This is a genomic window from Streptomyces sp. NPDC048496 (assembly GCF_043200055.1).
Lineage (GTDB): Bacteria > Actinomycetota > Actinomycetes > Streptomycetales > Streptomycetaceae > Streptomyces.
Window position 1 is genome coordinate 165,688 of the sequence record NZ_JBICXB010000007.1, and the last position, 20,016, is coordinate 185,703.

Annotated in this window: 18 protein-coding genes; 7 read left to right on the plus strand and 11 right to left on the minus strand. The window is 71.1% G+C overall.

Annotated elements, in window-relative coordinates; translation table 11 throughout:
* Positions 1–69: 69 nt before the first annotated feature.
* From ACGFSA_RS10640 to ACGFSA_RS10650, 3 genes are read right to left on the minus strand one after another with little or no spacing between them, the layout of a single operon-like run.
* Entirely contained in the window at positions 70–921 is an 852-nt protein-coding gene (locus ACGFSA_RS10640; RefSeq protein ID WP_393302667.1) for an ABC transporter ATP-binding protein, read from the minus strand.
* Positions 918–1,994: a FecCD family ABC transporter permease gene (locus tag ACGFSA_RS10645; protein WP_393302670.1), complete on the minus strand. Its 1,077-nt coding sequence runs from the start codon at positions 1,992–1,994 to the stop codon at positions 918–920. Before ACGFSA_RS10645 ends, ACGFSA_RS10640 begins: the two co-directional genes overlap by 4 nt.
* Entirely contained in the window at positions 1,991–3,001 is a 1,011-nt protein-coding gene (locus ACGFSA_RS10650) for a FecCD family ABC transporter permease (protein ID WP_393302673.1), read from the minus strand. The genes ACGFSA_RS10645 and ACGFSA_RS10650 overlap by 4 nt, the downstream gene beginning before the upstream one ends.
* A 142-nt stretch (positions 3,002–3,143) precedes the next feature.
* On the opposite strand from ACGFSA_RS10650, the gene ACGFSA_RS10655 reads away from it, so the two are divergent.
* Positions 3,144–3,773 carry an HAD family hydrolase gene (locus tag ACGFSA_RS10655; protein ID WP_393302675.1) on the plus strand — a complete coding sequence of 210 codons (630 nt, stop codon included), beginning with the start codon at positions 3,144–3,146 and terminating at the stop codon, positions 3,771–3,773.
* Between the two features lie 16 nt (positions 3,774–3,789).
* Here the strand turns inward: ACGFSA_RS10655 and ACGFSA_RS10660 are convergent, their stop codons facing one another.
* A complete protein-coding gene (locus ACGFSA_RS10660; RefSeq protein WP_393302678.1) occupies positions 3,790–4,023 on the minus strand; it encodes a hypothetical protein in 234 nt (77 codons plus the stop codon).
* 198 nt (positions 4,024–4,221) lie between these two features.
* Between ACGFSA_RS10660 and ACGFSA_RS10665 the strand changes: the two genes are divergently transcribed.
* On the plus strand, positions 4,222–4,605 hold the full coding sequence (locus ACGFSA_RS10665) for a cold-shock protein (RefSeq protein ID WP_358863230.1): 384 nt from the start codon (positions 4,222–4,224) through the stop codon (positions 4,603–4,605).
* A gap of 136 nt (positions 4,606–4,741) precedes the next feature.
* On the opposite strand, the gene ACGFSA_RS10670 is transcribed toward ACGFSA_RS10665, so the two are convergent.
* From ACGFSA_RS10670 to ACGFSA_RS10685, 4 genes are read right to left on the minus strand one after another with little or no spacing between them, the layout of a single operon-like run.
* Positions 4,742–5,617 (minus strand): 1,4-dihydroxy-6-naphthoate synthase, encoded by an 876-nt coding sequence (locus ACGFSA_RS10670; RefSeq protein ID WP_393302682.1) that lies wholly within the window; start codon positions 5,615–5,617, stop codon positions 4,742–4,744.
* A complete protein-coding gene (locus ACGFSA_RS10675) occupies positions 5,601–6,296 on the minus strand; it encodes a futalosine hydrolase (protein ID WP_393302684.1) in 696 nt (231 codons plus the stop codon). The genes ACGFSA_RS10670 and ACGFSA_RS10675 overlap by 17 nt, the downstream gene beginning before the upstream one ends.
* A 29-nt stretch (positions 6,297–6,325) precedes the next feature.
* Positions 6,326–6,808, minus strand: a complete 483-nt coding sequence (locus tag ACGFSA_RS10680) for a DUF2771 domain-containing protein (RefSeq protein ID WP_393302687.1) — start codon at positions 6,806–6,808, stop codon at positions 6,326–6,328.
* A 27-nt stretch (positions 6,809–6,835) separates the two neighbouring features.
* Positions 6,836–8,260: an MFS transporter gene (locus ACGFSA_RS10685; RefSeq protein ID WP_393302690.1), complete on the minus strand. Its 1,425-nt coding sequence runs from the start codon at positions 8,258–8,260 to the stop codon at positions 6,836–6,838.
* Between the two features lie 397 nt (positions 8,261–8,657).
* Between ACGFSA_RS10685 and ACGFSA_RS10690 the strand changes: the two genes are divergently transcribed.
* The 3 genes from ACGFSA_RS10690 (at position 8,658) to ACGFSA_RS10700 (ending at position 14,377) form a co-directional block, all read left to right on the plus strand.
* Complete coding sequence (locus ACGFSA_RS10690) at positions 8,658–9,593, plus strand: DUF3027 domain-containing protein (protein ID WP_393302693.1); 936 nt, start codon at positions 8,658–8,660, stop codon at positions 9,591–9,593.
* Between the two features lie 402 nt (positions 9,594–9,995).
* Positions 9,996–13,256, plus strand: a complete 3,261-nt coding sequence (locus tag ACGFSA_RS10695; protein WP_393302836.1) for a sacsin N-terminal ATP-binding-like domain-containing protein — start codon at positions 9,996–9,998, stop codon at positions 13,254–13,256.
* 200 nt (positions 13,257–13,456) lie between these two features.
* Positions 13,457–14,377, plus strand: a complete 921-nt coding sequence (locus ACGFSA_RS10700) for a hypothetical protein (protein ID WP_393302696.1) — start codon at positions 13,457–13,459, stop codon at positions 14,375–14,377.
* A gap of 120 nt (positions 14,378–14,497) precedes the next feature.
* On the opposite strand, the gene ACGFSA_RS10705 is transcribed toward ACGFSA_RS10700, so the two are convergent.
* Both ACGFSA_RS10705 and ACGFSA_RS10710 read right to left on the minus strand, forming a co-directional pair.
* Complete coding sequence (locus tag ACGFSA_RS10705) at positions 14,498–16,966, minus strand: HAD-IC family P-type ATPase (protein WP_393302698.1); 2,469 nt, start codon at positions 16,964–16,966, stop codon at positions 14,498–14,500.
* Positions 16,967–17,064: 98 nt separating this feature from the next.
* The gene (locus tag ACGFSA_RS10710; protein WP_393302700.1) at positions 17,065–17,364 is read right to left on the minus strand and encodes a DUF2530 domain-containing protein; all 300 of its coding nucleotides are present in this window, start codon (positions 17,362–17,364) and stop codon (positions 17,065–17,067) included.
* 380 nt (positions 17,365–17,744) lie between these two features.
* Here ACGFSA_RS10710 and ACGFSA_RS10715 point away from each other — a divergent pair, with 380 nt between their 5' ends.
* A complete protein-coding gene (locus tag ACGFSA_RS10715) occupies positions 17,745–19,199 on the plus strand; it encodes an NCS2 family permease (protein WP_393302702.1) in 1,455 nt (484 codons plus the stop codon).
* Here the strand turns inward: ACGFSA_RS10715 and ACGFSA_RS10720 are convergent.
* Complete coding sequence (locus tag ACGFSA_RS10720) at positions 19,192–19,383, minus strand: ribbon-helix-helix protein, CopG family (RefSeq protein WP_358862349.1); 192 nt, start codon at positions 19,381–19,383, stop codon at positions 19,192–19,194. The two genes, ACGFSA_RS10715 and ACGFSA_RS10720, sit on opposite strands and share 8 nt — an antisense overlap.
* 133 nt (positions 19,384–19,516) lie before the next feature.
* Here ACGFSA_RS10720 and ACGFSA_RS10725 point away from each other — a divergent pair, with 133 nt between their 5' ends.
* Complete coding sequence (locus ACGFSA_RS10725; protein WP_266982958.1) at positions 19,517–19,957, plus strand: MarR family winged helix-turn-helix transcriptional regulator; 441 nt, start codon at positions 19,517–19,519, stop codon at positions 19,955–19,957.
* Positions 19,958–20,016: the final 59 nt, after the last annotated feature.

Genomic DNA, 20,016 nt, shown 5'->3' on the forward strand with positions numbered 1-20,016 from the left:
TCCGGTGTATGAGGACGGACCCCCCCCCGCCCCGGACCGGGGCGAGAAAACACGGGCCCCCGGAGGGGGTCACCGCGCAGGGGACCACGGTGCCCCTGGTATCACCAGGGGCGAACCCGTCACCGGGTCCGGGACGATCACTGCCTCCAGGCCGAAGACCCGGCGTACGAGGTCTGCCGTGACGATGTCCTCGGGGCGGCCCTCGGCGACGATCCGGCCCGCCTTCATCGCGACCAGGTGGTCCGCGTACCGTGCGGCCTGGTTCAGGTCGTGGAGCACGGTGACGACCGTGCGGCCGCGGGTGCCGTCCGCCGCCGGGGCGGCGAGCTGCCGCACCAGGTCGAGGACCTCCACCTGGTGCGCGATGTCGAGGTACGTCGTCGGCTCGTCGAGCAGCAGCAGATCCGTCTCCTGGGCCAGCGCCATCGCGATCCAGACCCGCTGCCGCTGACCGCCGGAGAGTTCGTCCACCGACCGGTCGCCGAGCGCCGTGATGTCCGTACGCTCCATCGCGTCGGTCACCGCCCGCTCGTCCTCGTCCGACCACTGCTGCCACCAGTGCTGGTGAGGCTGGCGGCCGCGGGCGACGAGGTCGGAGACGGTGATCGCCTCGGGCGCGACCGGGGTCTGCGGCAGCAGCCCGATCGACCGGGCGATGTTCCTGGTGGGGATCCGGGTCAGCTCCGTACCGTCGAGGAGTACGGCTCCGCCGCGCGGCTTGAGGAGCCGGCCGAGCGCCCGCAGGGTCGTCGACTTGCCGCACGCGTTCGGGCCGACGATGACCGTCACCCGGCCGTCCGGCACGGTGAGGTCCAGCTCGTGCACGACCGTGCGGTCCTCGTACGCGAGGGTCAGCCCGCGTGCGGTGAGCCGGCCGGTCCTCGTCCCGGCGACGGCGTCGGACGTACGGGTCGAGCTCATGCTGTGCCTCCACTACGACCACCGTGACCGCGGATGATCAGCCAGATCAGATACGGGGCGCCGACCGCCGCCGTCAGCACGCCCACCGGCAGCTCGGTGGGCGAGAAGAGCTTGCGGGCCAGCAGGTCGGCGAAGACGACGATCACCGCGCCGAGCAGCGCCGAGCAGAACAGCGGTATCTGCGCGGTCCGCGTCATGCGGCGGGCGATCTGCGGGGCGAGCAGCGCCACGAAGTCGACCGGCCCGGCCGTCCCCGTCGCCACGGACGCCAGCACCACACCGAGCGCGACGAGCCCCAGCCGTACCCTCCCCAGCCGTACCCCGAGCGCTGTCGCCGTGTCGTCGTCCAGGGACACGGTCCGCTGTGCGCGGGCCGCCCAGAGCACGGCCGGGGTCAGGACCAGCAGCGTCCAGCCGATCGGCGCCGCCTCGTTCCAGCCGCGGCCGTTCAGTGAGCCGGTCATCCAGATCTGGGCCTGCTGGGCGACCAGATAGTCGCCCTTCGTCAGGAACAGTGTGGTGACGGACCGCAGCGCGACGGCGAAGCCGATGCCGATGAGGACGAACCGGGTGGCGTGCAGCCCGCCGCGCCACGCGAAGACGTACACGAGCGCCGCCGCCGCGATCCCGCCGACGACCGACAGATACGGCAGAACGGTGTACGAGGTGACGCCGAACGTCATCGCGCCGACCGTGAGCGCGCCCGCGCCCTGGCTGATGCCGATGATGTCGGGGCTGGCCAGCGGATTGCGGGCGACCGTCTGGATCAGCGCCCCGGCGATCCCGAAGGCCGCGCCGACCAGCAGACCGACGACCATGCGGGGCAGCCGCAATGTCCCGACGACCAGTTCGTTCTGCGAGGGCTGCCCGAGGATCACCTTCACGACCTCGGCGGGCGCGACGAAGCTCTCGCCGACACAGAGGCACGCGACACAGACGACCGCCAGCAGCACGACGAGGGCCGTCGCTGCGGCCGCCGCGCGCCGGTGCAGCAGGAACCGCCCGCGCGTCCCGATCCGCACGACGCTGTACCCGGCGGGCCGGATCCGGCTCCGGGTCAGGGTGGCGCTCATGCCGGGACCGCCTTCCGACGTACCAGTGCGACCAGGAACGGCACCCCGATCAGCGCCGTCATCACACCCGCCGGGACCTCGCCCGGCGGGAAGACGATGCGGCCCACGACGTCGGAGACGAGCAGCATCACGGGCCCGATCAGCGCCGCCATCGGCAGCACCCACCGGTGGTCGCTGCCGACGATCGCACGGGCGATGTGCGGGACAGCCAGCCCGATGAACGCGATCGGTCCGGCCGCGGCGACCCCGACGCCGGTCAGCACCGTGGCCCCGATGCCGCCGACGACGCGGACCGTCGCGACTTTCTGCCCCAGCCCCTTCGCCATGTCCTCGCCCAGCGCCAGTGCGTCCAGACCTCGTGCCACCGACAGCACGAGCACCGTGCCGACCAGCAGGAACGGCCAGATCTGCTGCGCCACCGCAGCCTCTCGCCCGGCGATCGAACCGACCTGCCAGAAGCGGAACTCGTCGAGCGCGGACGCCTTCGTCGTCAGCACCGCCATGGTCACCGACACCAGCAGCGCATTGATCGCGGCGCCGCCCAGCGCGAGCTTCACGGGCGTCGCTCCGCCGCGCCCGCGCGACGCGATCGCGTACACGGCCACCGAGGCGATCGCAGCCCCGGCGAACGCGAACCAGACGTACCCCGTCAGCGTGTGGATCCCCGCGAACGCGATGGCCAGCACCACGCCCACGGACGCACCCTGGCTGATGCCGAGGATTCCCGGGTCGGCGATGGGGTTCCGGGTGATGCCCTGGAGCACCGTGCCCGCGAGGGCCAGCGCCGCACCGACCATCAGTCCGATCAGGGTGCGCGGCACCCGCATCTGCCGGATCACTTCGGCGGCGTCGGAGTGCCCGCCGTGCAGCAGGGCGTCGAATGCCGCGGACGGTGCGATGGACCGCGCCCCCACGGCCAGGCTGAGCAGGACGGCCACCAGCAGCGCCACGACGGCCGCCGCCGTCGCGAGAGCGCGTCTGTGGCGGCGAGGTGCGGCGGCTGACATCGAACCCGATCGGCAAGCTGGGAGGCATGGATAGGTAAGGCTTGGCTAAGTCTAAGGGGAGTGCGCCGGGGTCCGACGGGTGGGTGGGGGCTGTGGGGCCGAGAGGTACCGAGGGGCGGAAGGAGGCCGTGCCCTCGGCACAATGGGCAGCATGGCTCCGCACCCCCTGACGGTCGGCTTCGACCTCGATATGACGCTCATCGACTCCCGGCCGGGCATCAAGGCCACCTACCGGGCACTGTCCGCCGAGACGGGGACGCCGATCGATCTCGACCTGGTCGTCAGCAGGCTCGGACCGCCCGTGGAGCACGAGCTCGCGAACTGGTACCCGGCGCACGCCGTGGCCGCCGCGGCCGACCGGTACCGGGAGATCTATCCCGCGTACGCGATCACGCCGAGCCCCGCCCTGCCCGGCGCCCGGGAATCCGTCGCCGCGATCCGCGCGCGGGGCGGCCGGACGATCGTCGTCACCGCGAAGCACACGCCGAACGCCAGGCTCCACCTGGCACACCTGGGAATCGAACCCGACGAGGTCATAGGCAGCCTGTGGGCTGAGCGCAAGGGGGATGCGCTGCGCGAGCACGGCACGCAGGTGTACGTCGGCGATCACACCGGGGACGTGCGCGGTGCCCGTACCGCCGATGCCCTGTCGGTCGGGGTCACGACGGGCCCGTGCGACGCCGACGAACTGCGGGCGGCGGGCGCGGACGTCGTCCTCCCGGACCTCACGCGGTTCCCGGCGTGGCTGCGCACCTACTCGGAACCGGCGTAACCGGCGTCCGTCCCCGTCAGCGCGCGGTCCGCTTGGGGGACCCCGCCCATGCCGACCGCACCACGCCCGCCGCGGCGATCAGGAACCCCACGCCCATCAGCATGCACAAGGCATACGCGATGGGCGGGAACGGGTCGGTCCCGAGGAACAGCGGAGCCACCGTGACCAGTGTGGCCAGTGCCCCGATGAAGAAAACGATCGCGCCGACGCGGACAAGCCGGTCACCTGCGCCAGAGGGAGGAGTACTCACCCCGCCAGGGTAGTTCCCGTCCCGGAGCAAGCGTTCCTTCACCCGGAGTGCGCCGTTTCTGGACAGAGTCCGGATGACCAGGCTTGACGGGGGGTACTGCACCTGTGGAGGCTTCTGCCAGCAGGGGAGCACGACCACTGGACGGCCTGACCTGCTGAGGCTTGGTTCCGGCTTACGGGTTGAGATGGGGTGCGTGCTTTGCCGACTGGCAAGGTCAAATGGTTCAACAGCGAGAAGGGCTTCGGCTTCCTTTCCCGCGACGACGGTGGCGACGTGTTCGTGCACTCGTCGGTGCTCCCTGACGGAGTCGACGCACTCAAGCCCGGCCAGCGCGTCGAATTCGGCGTCGTCGCAGGTCAGCGCGGAGACCAGGCGCTCTCGGTGGCGATCCTCGACCCGACCCCGTCCGTCGCTGCGGCCCAGCGCCGCAAGCCGGACGAGCTCGCATCGATCGTGCAGGACCTGACGACGCTGCTGGAGAACATCACGCCGATGCTGGAGCGGGGCCGCTACCCCGACAAGGCGGCCGGCAGGCAGATCGGCGGCCTGCTGCGCGCGGTCGCCGACCAGCTCGACGTCTAGTGCCGGTCCCGGCCCCAGTGCCGGGACCGGCACTGGGGCCTCTCGTCAGCGGGCGTCCGGCCGTATCCCGCTTACGGCCGGACTCAGAGCCTGTCGGGTGACCTCTTCGGGCGGACGAAGGTCACCCGACAGGCTCTCAGGCGAACGACAGAGCATCCGGGCCGAGGGGCGGCACCAGCCCCTCGGCCGCCGCGCGCGTGAGCAGCCCGCGGATCGCCGCACAGCCGTTCTCGCCGAGGTCGGCGGTGAACTCGTTCACGTACAGCCCGATGTGCTGGTCGGCGACGGCCGGGTCCATCTCCTGGGCGTGCTCCAGCACGTACGGCCGTGACATCTCCGGGTCGTCCCACGCCATCCGCACCGACGTGCGGATCGACTCGGCCAGCAGCTTCAGCGTCTTTGCGCCCAGTGACCGCTTGGCGATGATCGCGCCGAGCGGGATCGGCAGCCCGGTCGTCGCCTCCCAGTGCTCGCCCATGTCGGCGAGGCTGTGCAGCCCGTAGTTCCGGTACGTGAAACGCGCCTCGTGGATGACGAGACCGGCGTCCACCTTCCCGTCCCGCACGGCGGGCATGATCTCGTCGAACGGCATGACGACGATCTCGCCGACATCGCCCGGCAGGACATCCGCCGCCCAGAGCCGGAACAGCAGATACGCGGTGGAGCGCTCGCTCGGGACGGCGACGGTCTTCCCCGTCAGATCCGTACCCGGCTCCTTCGTCAGGACGAGCGGCCCGCAGCCGCGGCCCAGCGCACCGCCGCAGGGCAGCAGGGCGTACTCCTCCAGGACCCAGGGCAGCACCGCGTACGACACCTTCAGCACGTCCAGCTCGCCTCGCTCGGCCATGCCGTTCGTGATGTCGATGTCGGCGAAGGTGACATCGAGAGCGGGCGCGCCGGGGACCCTGCCGTGCGCCCAGGCGTCGAAGACGAAGGTGTCGTTCGGGCACGGCGAGAAGGCGATCTTCACAGCGGTGCCGGGCTTCGCGGTGCCCTCAGTCGAGTCGGTCATGGTGGGTCCAACCTTCCAGTACGGGGGTGAGCTTCCCGAACGCGTCGGTGAGCGCGGCCAGCGCGTCGCTGATACGCCAGGCGTCCCGGTCGCGCGGGCCGACGGCATTCGAAACGGCCCGGATCTCCAGCACCGGTACGCGCAGCCGGTCGGCTGCCTCGGCGACCCCGAAGCCCTCCATCGCCTCGGCGACGGCGTCCGGATGCGCGTCGCGAAGGGCGGCGGCGCGAGCGGCGCTGCCGGTCACGGTGGAGACGGTGAGGATGTCGCCGGTGGCCGCGCCGGTCGCGGCGGCCACGTCCCGTACCAGGGCCGGCGGCGGCTCGAACCGGTCCCGGCCGAAGCCCAGGGCGGTGACGGGCACGAACCCGTCGGGGGTCTCCGCGCCCAGATCGGCGGCGACGATCGCGCTCGCCACGACGAGGGAGCCGACCGGGGCGCCGGGCGCGAACCCGCCGCCGATACCGGCGGAGATCACCAGGCCGTAGGACCCGGAGGCAAGCCCGAACGCGGCGGCGGCGGACGCGGAGGCCGGACCGGCGCCGCCCGCGAGGACATCGACACCGCCGGCGCGGTGCAGCTCGGCGCCCGGTGCCCGGACCACGTCCGGTCCGTCCGTGAACGCACGCGTGACCGCGTCCCGTTCCACCGGGACAGCGGTCACGACGAGCACACGCACGGGGAGGGTCCTCCCGGGTCGGGAGGGGGTCAGTTGGTCTTCACGAAGGTGAAGTGCCAGATGCCCGTGAGCTTCTTGCCCGTGGTCTCCACGATGCTGATCTGCGTCTTGTTCGTGGTCTCGCCGGTCTGGCTGGAGAAGAAGGCGCTGCCCGGGATGGACCGGTAGGTCTTCTTGTACGGCTCCTGCTCGGCCTGCTGGCCGTTGATGAAGAGGGTCCAGCCGTTGTCCGCGATCTTCGGGTCGACGCCGAAGCGGACCTTGTCGTCCATCGCGACCTTGACGGTGTGCTCGGCCTTCTTGCTGTTGAGGCAGCCCTGGATCAGCGACTCCTTGATGGCGTCGCCGTCGTTGTAGCAGGTCGCCTCGGCACTCACCGAGGTGTCGCCGACCGTCACGGTGGCGAGCGGCGTCGGCTTTTCGCAGGCGGACAGGACAAGGAGTCCCGCGGACACGGCACCAAGAGCGACGCCGATTCGACGGCGCTTACCGGAGAAGAACGCAACGGTCATGGGCCGAAGGCTATCGGTCGCTCCCGCTCACGCCACGCGGGGGTGCGGCGAGCCGCGCCGAGCCGCACCCAGCAGACCCCGTACGGAGGCTGCCGCACCGAGGGTGAGGATCCCCGCGGCGACCGACATTCCCAGTACGCCGTTGAGGGGGAGGAGGATGCCGATACCGCCGCCGACCACCCAGGCCATCTGGAGCAGTGTCTCGGACCGGGCGAACGCCGACGCGCGGACCTCCTCGGGCACGTCACGCTGGATCATCGCGTCCAGCGACAGCTTGGACAGCGCCTGGGCGAAACCCGCCACCGCGCCGAGCGCGGCAACCATCACGGTGGAGAAGAAGACCGAGGCGAGGACGGCGACACCGAGCGCCAGCCCCAGCACCGAGGCGATGATCACCTCCGGGCCGCGGGCCCGGAGCCACGAGCCCATCGCCGTGCCGAGGGCATTGCCGACCCCGGCCGCGACACCGACGATGCCGAGCGAGACGGCCGCGCTCTGCCCGGCGAGCGGGTGCACCCGCAGCAGGAACGCCAGGAAGAAGATGAGGAAGCCGGAGAGCGCGCGGTGCGCGGCGTTGGCCTGGAGCCCGTGCAGGACGGACGGCCCGACGGTCCGCAGCCCCAGCCGTTTCTCCTTGTTTCCGTTGGCCCTGGCCCTGCTCTTCTTGCCGTTGGTCCCGGAGGGCCTGGTGCGGACGGAGGGCTGATGGCTGTGCGGCTCGACCAGCTGGGCGCGGCGTTCGCCCTTCGCCGAATCGACCTTGCGGGGCAGCGTGAACGCGAGAACGGTGCCGCCGGTGAAGATCAGACACGCGCCGTAGAGCGGCCAGGGCGCCCCGATGGTCTGCAGCCCGGCCCCGATCGGCGCCGCCACGCCCGTGGCCAGAAGCCCGGCCAGGGTGACCCGGGAATTGGCCTTCACCAGGGAGAAACGGGGTGGCAGCAGGCGGGGCACGACCGCGCTGCGCACGACCCCGTACGCCTTCGAGGCGACCAGCACGCCCAGTGCCGCCGGATACAGCTCCAGGCCGCCCGTGGCGACCGCGCCCGACATCGTGAGCGCGAGCACCGCACGCGCCAGCATGGCGCCCGCCATCGCGGCGCGGCGGCCGTGCGGCAGACGGTCCAGGAGCGGGCCGATGACCGGGGCGAGGAGAGTGAACGGCGCCATCGTCACGGCGAGGTAGAGGGCGACGCGGCCGCGCGCCTCGTCCGTCGGTACGGAGAAGAACACGGTCGACGCGAGCGCCACCGTGACCATCACGTCGCCCGCGCCGTTCACGGCGTGCAGCTCGATCAGTTTGCCGAGTCCGGACTCGCCGGCCCCGTGGGCGTGCGTCGCCTTGCGGATGCCCTTCGCGGTGCCGGTGAACGGCGTGCGCAGGGCATGACCGATCGTCCGGCCCGTCCTGCGGAGCGGGCCGGACCCGTCGTGCGACCTGGCGGAAGCCACCTCGACATAGTGCCCCAGCCGCTGCGGTAACGAACCGAGAACGGTACGGGGCGCGGGGTTCGCCGCCCTGTCGGGTCAGCGAGCACCCTGCCGACACGGCATTCCTCCGACCGCTCGGCCCGGACACGGCAGTGGATACGCCGTCGATTGGGACGGGCAGGTGGGCGGGGAGCTGCGGAGAGGGTAGCGTGCGTAGCGCGCCCCCGGCGGTTGTTCTTGGCCGCGCGCCTCTCGGCGATCCCGCAGAATGGATAGCAGAAGGCGCGCCCGAGGCAGGCACAACGGGTGCGGACGTCGACGCGGCCCCCAGGTCCGCTCCGCCCGCAACCGTTATGGCCGAAATCGATGGATCTGCTGGCGCACTCGTGAGACGGCGTATGGAGAGAAGCGAAGACCTGTGAGTGCTGCTACGACGCGAAGCCGTACTGCCCGTACCCCTGCCCCCGACCGTCTGTGCGCCGAGGCGGTGGATCTCGCGCGCGCGGCGGCCGAGGAAGTGGCCACGCCGGGGGAGGTCGGTGAGCACGTGGGCCTGGTCTCCGAGGGGGACCGGGTCGTCACGCACTACTTCGAGTGTGAGGAACCCGGCTACAAGGGCTGGCGTTGGGCGGTGACGGTCGCCAGGGCCTCCCGCGCCAAGTTCGTCACGCTCGACGAGGCGGTACTGCTGCCGGGGACCGACGCGCTGCTCGCTCCCGAGTGGGTGCCCTGGAGCGAGCGGCTGCGACCCGGCGACATGGGACCCGGTGATCTGCTGCCGACGGAGGCGGAGGATCTGCGTCTGGAGCCGGGGTACAGCGGCGAGGACGAGCCGCCGCCGAACTCCGTGGCCTCCGAGATGTCGGAGGAGATGGCCGACCTCGTCGACGCGGAGGACGCGGAACTCACGACACGCCCGGAGACGACGAGGCGCGGCTCCATCGCCGCGCTCGCGGAAGAGCTCGGCATGCGGCGGGCACGGGTGCTGTCCCGGTACGGGCTGCATGCCGCGGCCGACCGCTGGGACGAGGCATTCGGCCCGAAGACGCCGATGGCTCAGGCGGCACCGGCATCCTGTGTCACCTGCGCCTTCCTGGTGCCGCTGACGGGTTCGCTGCGGCAGGCCTTCGGCGTGTGCGCGAACGAGTTCGGCCCGGCGGACGGTCATGTGGTCTCCCTGTCGTACGGCTGCGGTGGGCACTCGGAGGCAGCGGTGATGCCGAAGCCGCCGAAGCCGGCGCCGCACGCGCTGGACACGATGCAGGTGGACGAGTACCCGCTGCGCCCGGCGCGGGACAGCGGATCGGTCCCGGTGGAACCGGATGAGCCGTCGGAGGACCTGGGCCACTCCTGACGCTCCTGGCCGCTGGGGTCCGGGTTTGCGGTACCCGGGGGTCGCGCGCTGCGGTGCGGCCCCGGGGGTCCCCGTGAGCGCTTTGTCCTCAATCGCCGGACGGGCTCGGTGTGGGTCCCGTGCGGGTTTCGGGTGCGGCTCGGTGGTCGTGTTGTCCTCGATCGCCGGACGGGCTGGATGTGGCCGGGGGCGTTCCCGGGTCGGGTGGAGCGCTTTCATTTCAGGCCTGTCCGGCGATGGAGGACAAGGGCGGCGCGCACACCGCCGCGCCGCGCAGGATTGCCGGTCGCGGTACCTTCGGGCGCACACTGGCGGCACGGGTGTACGCGCACGCAGGCGCACGCACACCCCCGCCGCACACGGGTAACGCGTCACCGGACAGAGCGGAGTCAGAGCGTGAGCATGAATGCGACCGAGGGGGCCGATCCGTTCGGGACGGCACGGCTGCGGCGCGGCGTGCTCGACGCCTGGGGCGCCGGTCCGGCCCGGTTCAGGGAGGACGCCAACGCCGAGGAGGACCTCGCGCTCGGCGGCTACCGCGACCGCCTCGTCGTCGAGCTCGCCCAGAACGCCGCCGATGCGGCCGCCCGCGCCGGCGTGCCCGGCCGGCTCCGTCTCACGCTTCACCCCGCCTCGGACACCGGACCCGCCGTCCTCGCCGCCGCCAACACCGGTGCCCCCCTCGACGCCACCGGCGTCGAATCGCTCAGCACGCTCCGCGCTTCCGCCAAGCGCGAGGGGCACGAGTCCGCCGTCGGCAGGTTCGGCGTCGGGTTCGCCGCCGTCCTCGCGGTCAGCGACGAGCCCGCCGTCATCGGCCGGCACGGCGGCGTCCGCTGGTCCCTCGCCGAGGCCCGTGACCTCGCCCGCGAGGCCGCCGTCGGCAGCCCGGGCCTCGGTGACGAACTCCGCCGCCGTGACGGCCACGTACCGCTGCTGCGTCTTCCGCTGCCCGCCGAGGGCACCGCACCGGACGGGTACGACACCGTCGTCGTCCTGCCGCTGCGCGACGGCGTCGCCGAGGACCTCGTCGGACGGCTGCTCGCCGCCGTCGACGACGCGCTCCTCCTGACACTCGCCGGTCTCGAAGAGATCGTCATCGACACCCCCGAGGACCTACGGACGCTGCGCCGCTCCCAGCACGGCCCGTACACACACATCGACGACTCCGCGTACGGCACGAACCGCTGGCGCACCGTCGCCCAGCACGGGCCGATCGAACCGGCCCTGCTCGCCGACCGCCCGCTGGAGGAACGGCTGCGCCCGCACTGGTCGGTGACCTGGGCGGTGCCCGTGGACGTGGAAGGGGCGCCGGTGTACCCCCGTACCGCCCCCGTCGTCCACGCGCCGACCCCCACCGACGAGCCCCTCGGCGTCCCCGCCCTGCTCATCGCGTCGCTGCCGCTCGACACCACCCGCCGCCACCCCGCGCCCGGCCCGCTCACCGACTTCCTGGTGCAGCGCGCGGCCGACGCGTACGCCGAACTGCTCGCCGACTGGCATCCGGTGTCCATCGCCACTCTCGACCTCGTGCCCGGCCCGCTCGGCAAGGGCGCACTGGACGGTGCCGTGCGCGGCGCGATCCTGGACCGGCTGGCGCGCGTCGCGTTCCTGGAGCCCGCCGCCCCGCGCGACGCCGCCGCCGAACCCGAGCAGTGGGACGCCTGGGACGCCGGGGCGGAGAGCGTCCGCGTGGCCACCACCGCGCTGCGGCCGATCGAGGCCGAGGTCGTGGAGGGGGTGGGCGCCGAGACCGTTCAGGTGCTCGCCGAGGTGTTGCCGTGCCTGCTGCCCGCGGGACTTGAGCGCCGGAGCGAACTGCGTACCCTCGGCGTCGCCCGGGTCCCGCTGACCGAGGCGATCGACCGGCTCGCCGGTCTTGAGCGCGAACCCGACTGGTGGCGGCGGCTGTACGACAGCCTCTCGGGAATCGACCCCGACCGGCTCACCGGACTCCCGGTCCCGCTGGCCGGAGCGGTGGAGAACGCGGTGGGCGCCCCGGACGTCGCACCACCCCGCACCGCCATCGGCCCCCGCCAGGTTCTCCTGCCGCTCCCCGACGGCCTCACCGGCCCGGTCCTGGGCCGGCTGGCCCGGCTCGGGCTGAAGGTCGCGCATCCGGATGCCGCCCACCCGCTCCTGGAGAAGCTGGGCGCCCTGGCCGCCACCCCGCGCGCGGTGCTGACGACCCCGCAGGTGCGTGCGGCCGTCGCCCGTTCGCTGGACGCCGGCGAGGTGTGGGACGAGGACGCGCTGGACGCGGAAGAACTCGCGGACACCGTCCTCACGCTCGTCCGGGACGCCGACCTCGCACCCGGCGACGAACCCTGGCTCGGCGCACTGGCCCTCCCCGACGAGGACGGCGAACCCGCACCTGCCGGTGAACTGGTGCTGCCGGGAAGCCCGTTCGCAAGCATCATGCGCGAGGGCGAACTCGCGCTCTGCGACGAGGAACTGGCGGACCGCTGGGGCGAGCAGCCGCTGACCGCCTGCGGGGTGCTGGCCACCTTCGCGCTCGTCCGGGCCACCGACGTCGTCCTCGACCCCGACGAACTGGATCCACGTGAAGGCGACTTCGCCGAACCCGACGACGCGGGACTGCTCGACGCCATCGACGTGTGGTGCGAGGACATTCTCGACCAGCTGCAATTGAGTCTGCCGCCGCGCAGCGGTGACGACGAGGGGTGGTGGTCGGGCGACGGGCGGGTCTCCGTGCCGCCTGTCGCCACCGAACTCGTCGCCGTCCGCGACCTCGACCTCGTCGACGACGACGCCTGGCCGCAGGCGCTCGCCCTGCTCTCCCGGCCGCCGCTGCGCGACGCGCTGACCCAGCCGGTGCGGGTGCTGCTCCCGGACGGCACGACCCGGTCCGTGCGCCCGTACACCGCCTGGTGGCTGCGCGACCACCCGGTGCTCGACGGCCGCCGCCCGGCGGGGCTGCGCGCCGCGGGCGGCGACCCGCGGCTGTCCGGACTGTACGACTCCACCGATGCGACCGGTTTCGACGACGCCCAGGTGCTGCACGCCCTCGGCGTACGGACCTCCGTCGCCGCGCTCCTCGACGAGCCGGGCGGTGCGGCGGAACTCCTCGGCCGGCTCGCGGACGAGGACCGTCCGGTCGGCTCCGTACAACTCCACGAGCTGTACACGGCCCTGGCCGATCTCGACCCGGAACAGGTCACGCTGCCCGACGAACTGCGGGCCGTGGTCGACGGCGAGGTACGGGTCGTCGACGCGGCCGACGCGCTGATCGCGGACGCCCCCGACCTGCTGCCGCTGACGGACAACCTGCCGCTCCTGCCGGTGGCTCCGGCGCGCGCCGCGGAACTGGCCGAGCTGTTCCAGGTGCGGCGGCTCGGCGAGACCGTCGAGGCGGCGGTGACGACGGACGGCGAGGAGCACCAGGTGCCGGAGCCGGTACGGATCCTGCTCGGTGCCGGTACCCCGGACACGTACGTCGAACACGGCGAACTCCGCGCGGGCGGCGTCGAACTGGACTGGCGCCGCACCCCGGACGGGACCGTCCACGCCTCGACGCTGGAGGGTGTCGCGGCGGGTCTGGCCTGGGCGGCTGGTCAGTGGCCGCGCCGTTTCGAGGTCGCGGCTCTGCTGCAGGACCCCTCGCGCACGGAGGAGCTGGCGCGCGACCGCTGGTTCGACTGACGGGCCGGGGCCGGTCTTCGGGGCGGGGAGACACAACTGCCCGGACCTGGGCATGTATTCGCAGAGATTTCTCACCGTCCACACAACCCTTCACGCGTCCCCGGGGTCTTGATCTGTGAAGTCACCAGGCTTCACAGACGACCTTGGGTCCGGGAACGGACAACCTCCGCGGACCCCTTCTCCACATTGGGGAATGAAACATGCGTATTCGTGCCACTGTGGCTGCCGTAACCGGCGCCCTGGCCCTCTCCGCCCTCGTCGTTCCGTCCGCGGCTCAGGCCGACGACGCGCACCGCTCCACTGTCCGCGATGCCGCGCGCGCCGCTCAGGCCGCGTCCGGCGCGCACTCCGGTGCGAAGTCCGGCGCGCGCGGCATCGCCGCTGCCGGGACCGCCGGTGTCCAGCTCGACCTGACCTTCTCCAAGGTCACCGTGAACGGCGGCAAGCCGATCGCCGTGGGCACCACCGCCACGAAGACCGTGGCGACCACGTACACCGTGACGCACGCCGCCGACGTGAACATCTTCTCCCCCGACTTCGTGCTCGACATCGGGCTCTACCGCGGTTCGTTCGACACTCCGACGAACGAGCTCTTCGGCGCCGAGCTCCCCACCTGCAAGGCCGTCTCCTCGACGGTCGCCACCTGCAAGGGGCGGATCGACATCTCGCCGTACGACGACCTCATCGGCAACGCGGACGCCGCGACGTGGAAGGTCACGGGCTTCGCCGTCGACCTCAGCAACCCCGACCCCAGCCAGATCGACTTCGCGGTGCAGGACGGCCTGGGTACCACCAAGCTCCAGCGCTTCTCGAAGCTGACGGTCAACGCCTCTCCGGAGCCCGTGAAGAAGGGCAGGACCATCACGATCACGGGCAAGCTGTCGCGCGCCAACTGGGAGACGCACGCCTACGCGGGCTACTCGGCCCAGCCGGTGAAGCTCCAGTTCCGTAAGAAGACCGGCTCCACCTACACCACGTTGAAGACGATCAAGTCGGGCAGCACCGGCAACCTGAAGACCACGGCCACGGCCACGGTCGACGGCTACTGGCGCTACAGCTTCGCCGGTACGGCCACCACCCCGGCCGTCACCTCCGCCGTCGACTTCGTCGACGTGCGGTAATTCCACACGTGGTCCACACGAGAAGCGGGATCTCCGGGAGGGGGTCCCGCTTCTCGTACTCCCGTCCCGTGCGTCCCCGTCCGGCCCGCCGGGTCCGCGGACGTCGACGTGCGGTAGCGGCTACGCGGGGAAGCGGCGGCTGACCAGTCTCCAGGTGAACTCCAGGGCAGCCGCCGCCATCACCGCTATCGCCACCGCCGTCCACGGCATGACCGCGCCCACCAGCTTCAGCGCGAAGAAGTTCTGCAGCCACGGCACCACCAGCACGACCAGGAACGCCGCTCCCATCGACGCGACCAGGACGATCCGCCACCACGTGTACGGGCGGGCGATGATCGCGAGCACCCACATCGAGACCAGGAACAGCGTGAGCGTCGCCACGCTGGTCTCCGCGTCCAGCGTCCCTGTCCCCGTGTAGTAGTGCCGGGCGATCATGTACGTCACGAAGGTGGCGATGCCCGCGATGAGGCCGGAGGGCACCGAGTACCGCATGACTCTGCGGACGAAGTGCGGCTGGGCCCGCTCCTTGTTGGGCGCGAGGGCCAGGAAGAACGCCGGGACGCCGATCGTCAGCGTCGACAGCAGGGTCAGATGCCGGGGCAGGAACGGGTACTCGACCTGGAAGCAGACCACCAGGATCGCCAGCAGCACCGAGTAGACGGTCTTCGTCAGGAACAGGGTCGCGACCCGGGTGATGTTGCCGATCACCCGGCGGCCCTCCGCGACCACCGACGGCAGCGTCGCGAAGCTGTTGTTCAGCAGCACGATCTGGGCGACGGCGCGTGTCGCCTCGGAGCCCGAACCCATCGACACCCCGATGTCGGCGTCCTTCAGCGCCAGCACGTCGTTGACCCCGTCGCCCGTCATCGCGACCGTGTGGCCGCGGGACTGGAGGGCGGCGACCATCTCACGCTTCTGCTGCGGGGTGACCCGGCCGAAGACCGCGTTCTCCTCCATGGCCGTGGCCATCTCGTCCGGGTCCGCGGGCAGCCGGCGCGCGTCCAGGGTGTGCTCGGCGCCGGGCAGGCCGAGCTTGCCCGCGACCGCGCCGACCGAGACGGCGTTGTCCCCGGAGATGACCTTCGTGGCGACCCGCTGGTCGGCGAAGTAGCGCAGCGTGTCCCCGGCGTCCGGCCGCAGCCGCTGCTCCAGCACGATCAGCGCGGTCGGTACGGCCTGGTGGGCGATCTCCGGCCCCTCCAGCTTGCCCTCGGCGCGCGCCAGCAGCAGCACCCGCAGCCCCTGCTCGTTGAGCTGCTCGATCTCGCCGAGCGCCGGGTCCTGGTCCGGGAGGAGCACATCGGGCGCGCCGAGCAGCCAGGTCGACGACCGCCCGTCGGCCTCGACGAACGCGGCGCCGCTGTACTTGCGTGCCGAGGAGAACGGCAGTGTCTCCGTGCACCGCCATGCCTCGCCGTTCGGGGACGGGTACGCGTCGATGATCGCCTGCAGGCTGGCGTTGGGCCGCGGATCGGATGCGCCGAGGGCCCTCAGCACCTGGCCGATGTACGGGTCGTTCGCGCCGTTCAGCGCCCGCACCTCGGTGACGTCCATCCCGCCCTCGGTGAGCGTGCCGGTCTTGTCCAGGCAGACGACGTCGACCCGGGCGAGACCCTCGATGGCGGGCAGCTCCTGCACGAGGCACTGCTTGCGGCCGAGCCGTATGACACCGATCGCGAAGGCGACCGAGGTGAGCAGGACCAGGCCCTCGGGGACCATCGGGACGATGCCGCCCACGGCGCGGGCGATCGAGTCCCGGACGTTGCTGTTGTGGACGACGAGCTGGCTGATGATGAGGCCGATCGCGGCCGGCACCATCATCCAGGTGACGTACTTGAGGATCATGCTGATGCCGCTGCGCAGCTCGGACTGGACGAGCGTGAAGCGGGAGGCCTCCTCGGCGAGCTGCGCGGCGTAGGCCTCGCGGCCGACTTTGGTGGCGGAGAACGCGCCGCCGCCCGCGACGACGAAGCTGCCGGACATCACCGGGTCGCCTGCCTGCTTCAGTACGGGGTCGGCCTCGCCGGTGAGCAGGGACTCGTCGATCTCCAGGTTGTCGGCCTCGGCCACCGCGCCGTCGACCACGACCTTGTCGCCGGGCCCGAGTTCGATGAGATCGCCGAGGACGATCTCGGAGGTGGAGATCTCGGCCGAGACCCCGTCGCGCCGGACCGTGGGTTTCGCCTCGCCGATGACCGCGAGGCTGTCCAGGGTCTTCTTGGCGCGCCACTCCTGGACGATGCCGATGCCCGTGTTGGCGATGATCACGAAGCCGAAGAGACTGTCCTGGATCGGCGCGACGACCAGCATGATCAGCCAGAGCACGCCGATGATCAGGTTGAACCGGGTGAAGACGTTGGCGCGGACGATCTCGCCCATGGAGCGGGACGAGCGGATGGGTACGTCGTTGACCTCGCCGCGGGCGATCCGCTCGGCCACCTCGGCCGCGGTCAGCCCGCTCGTGCGGACGACCGGGGCAGGGAGCTTCATCGGGTGGACCGGGTCGAGCTCGGAACCGGCGTCGATCCTGGCCGGACGGGGCCGGCCGGGTGTGTGCTCCCCGGAGGAGTGAAGTGCCCGCTGCGTCATGGTTCCGACGGTACGGGTAGAACGTCCGGTTCACCCGTCGGGGGGGGGCGAAGATCAGACCGGAGGAGGAGCGGAATGGTCCTCGGGCGGTACGGAGGTCAGGGTCGGCCCCGACTCCCGTCGGTGGCGCCGGACGCGTCAGCCGGTCCGGCCCCGGCGGCCGCCCGCTTGATCGCCGCGTCGCGCCCCCGCACGTACCAGATACCGATCAGTCCGAGCCCGGCACCGGCCAGGCACGTCCAGATCCACCACGTGTGCCCGTGGTCGTCGAACCAGCCGTAGAACGGCAGCTGCACGAGGAAGAGGACGAACCAGAGGATCGTGCCGCCCGTGATGGTGGCGACGACGGGCCCCTCCAGGGGCTCGGGTGCCTCGTGTACCGGTGTCCACTTCGCCATGGGCTCAGTCTATGCGGCCCTTATGTATGACCGACCGGCACGTGGGAGGCGGCGTCGCGGGGCTGGGCACGCACATCTGCGGCGTTGTCGTCAGTCGGCAATTCCCCCATAGCCCTAAGGGCATGGGGGGACCCCCTTCGCGTTGCCTCCCTCCTCCGCCTTGTAGCTGCACGCACCCAGTCCCGCTCCTCCTCCCACCCCCCATGTGCCGGTCGGTCTAAAGCCCCTCGGCCCAGTCGGCCCATGGGTCTACGCGCGGAGATAGCGATCTTCGCCTTATGTATTCATACTGAATCTGCTTACGGCTGGCTCGATTTATTCGTGTAAAAGTCCAAAGCTGACCACTTTTTTCTCCTTTCTACGTACGACTGAGGTCATACATGTCCCCCTCGGCCACCGCTCCGGTCGCCTCCAAGCAGCCCGCGGCTCCGCAGCCGCACGGCGGCCTGGATCGTTTCTTCAAGATCTCCGAGCGGGGGTCGTCGGTCGCGCGCGAGATCCGTGGCGGATTCGCCACGTTCTTCGCGATGGCGTACATCATCGTGCTGAACCCGATCATCCTCGGCAGTGCGAAGGACATGTACGGGCACCAGCTCAACGGCGGCCAGCTGGTCACCGCCACCGTGCTGACCGCCGCGTTCTCCACGCTCCTGATGGGTGTCATCGGCAACGTGCCGATCGCGCTGGCCGCCGGCCTCGGCGTCAACACCGTCGTCGCCCTCCAGCTCGCCCCCCGGATGAGCTGGCCGGACGCGATGGGCATGGTCGTCCTCGCGGGCATCGTCGTCATGCTGCTGGTCGCGACCGGGCTGCGCGAACGCGTGATGAACGCGGTGCCGACGTCGCTCCGCAAGGGCATCGCCATCGGTATCGGTCTCTTCATCCTGCTGATCGGTCTGGTCGACTCGGGCTTCGTCTCCCGCATCCCGGACGCCGCGCACACCACCGTGCCGCTCCAGCTCGGCAGTGACGGCCACCTCCATGGCTGGCCGGTCCTGGTCTTCATCCTCGGCGCGCTGCTCACCCTCGCGCTGATCGTCCGCAAGGTGCCGGGCGCGATCCTCATCTCCATCGTCTCGATGACGGTCGTCGCGCTGATCATCGACGCGGTGGCCGGTCTGCCGGGCGAGGCGTGGGGTCTGACCGTCCCGCAGTGGCCGGGCAACCCGGTCGCCACCCCCGACTTCGGGCTGCTCTTCCACGTCAGTCTGTTCGGCGGCTTCGACAAGGTCGGTGTGCTCACCGGCATCCTGTTCGTCTTCACCGTGCTGCTGTCCTGCTTCTTCGACGCGATGGGCACCATCCTCGGCGTCGGTGACGAGGCCAAGCTGATGGACAGGGACGGCAACTTCCCCGGCATCAACAAGGTGCTGTTCGTGGACGGCATCGCGGTCGCCGCGGGCGGTGCGAGCTCCGCCTCCGCGGGAACCTGCTTCGTGGAGTCCACCGCGGGCGTCGGCGAGGGTGCCCGCACCGGCTTCGCGAGCGTGGTCACCGGCCTGCTGTTCACGGTGGCACTGTTCCTGACGCCGCTGGCGACCATGGTCCCGTCGCAGGCGGCCACCCCGGCGCTGCTGGCCGTCGGCTTCCTGATCATCGCGGGTTCGGTGCGGGACATCGACTGGAGCGACTACACGCTCGCCGTCCCGGCCTTCCTGGCCATGGTGATGATGCCGTTCACCTACTCGATCACCAACGGCATCGGCATCGGCTTCATCGCCTTCTCCGTGCTGCGGGTGGCGGCCGGGCGCTGGCGCGAGGTGCCGGTGGCCATGTACGTCGTGTCGACGGTCTTCGTCTTCTACTACGCGATGCCGTCTCTCGGCCTCACGTGACCTCTTCCGCCCCGTAGAACTTCTGCGTCTCGTCGACGGCCGTCTTGAAGCGCTCGTCGAAGTCGTCCCGAATGAGCGTCCGGACCACATAGTCCTGGACGCTCATTCCGCGTTTGGCGGCGTGCTGCCGGAGCCGGTCGAGCAGCTCACCGTCTAGCCGCAGGCTGAGCACTGTCGATCCCATGGCAAGCAGGGTTAGGCCTCCGAGGTCGCTTGGCGTCACTTTCCGCATCCAACTCACTCGTTCGGGTGAGTGATCGGGCACGCGTGTACCACCGAATGGTCTTTAGGGTAGGTAATGAGGTACGCTAATAAACATGCCTGACCTGATCCACGACGGCGACAGTGCGGCCGCCGTGAGCTCCCTTCGTTCCGCCGTGATGCTGCTGGGCCGACGCCTCAAGCACCAGCGCGTCGACGAGTCGCTGAGCCCCACTGAGATGTCGGTGCTCGGCACGCTCGCCCGCTGCGGTTCCGCCACCCCCGGTGAGCTGGCCCGCAAGGAGCATGTGCAGCCTCCGTCGATGACCCGCATCGTCGCGCTGCTGGAGGCCAAGGGGCTGGTCAGACTGGAACCGCACCCCGATGACCGTCGCCAGAAGATGGTCAGCCAGACCGAGCAGGCCGAAGCCATGCTCGAGGAGAGCCGCTCCAAGCGGAACGCCTGGCTGGCCACCCTCGCCGAGGGCCTGGACGAGGAAGAGTGGGAGACGCTGCGCAAGGCCGCGCCCGTACTGGAGAAGCTCGCCCACCTGTGACGGCGGTACCGGACCACTGTCCGGTACCGCCGTCACTGCCTCGTCAGTCAGCGAAATGT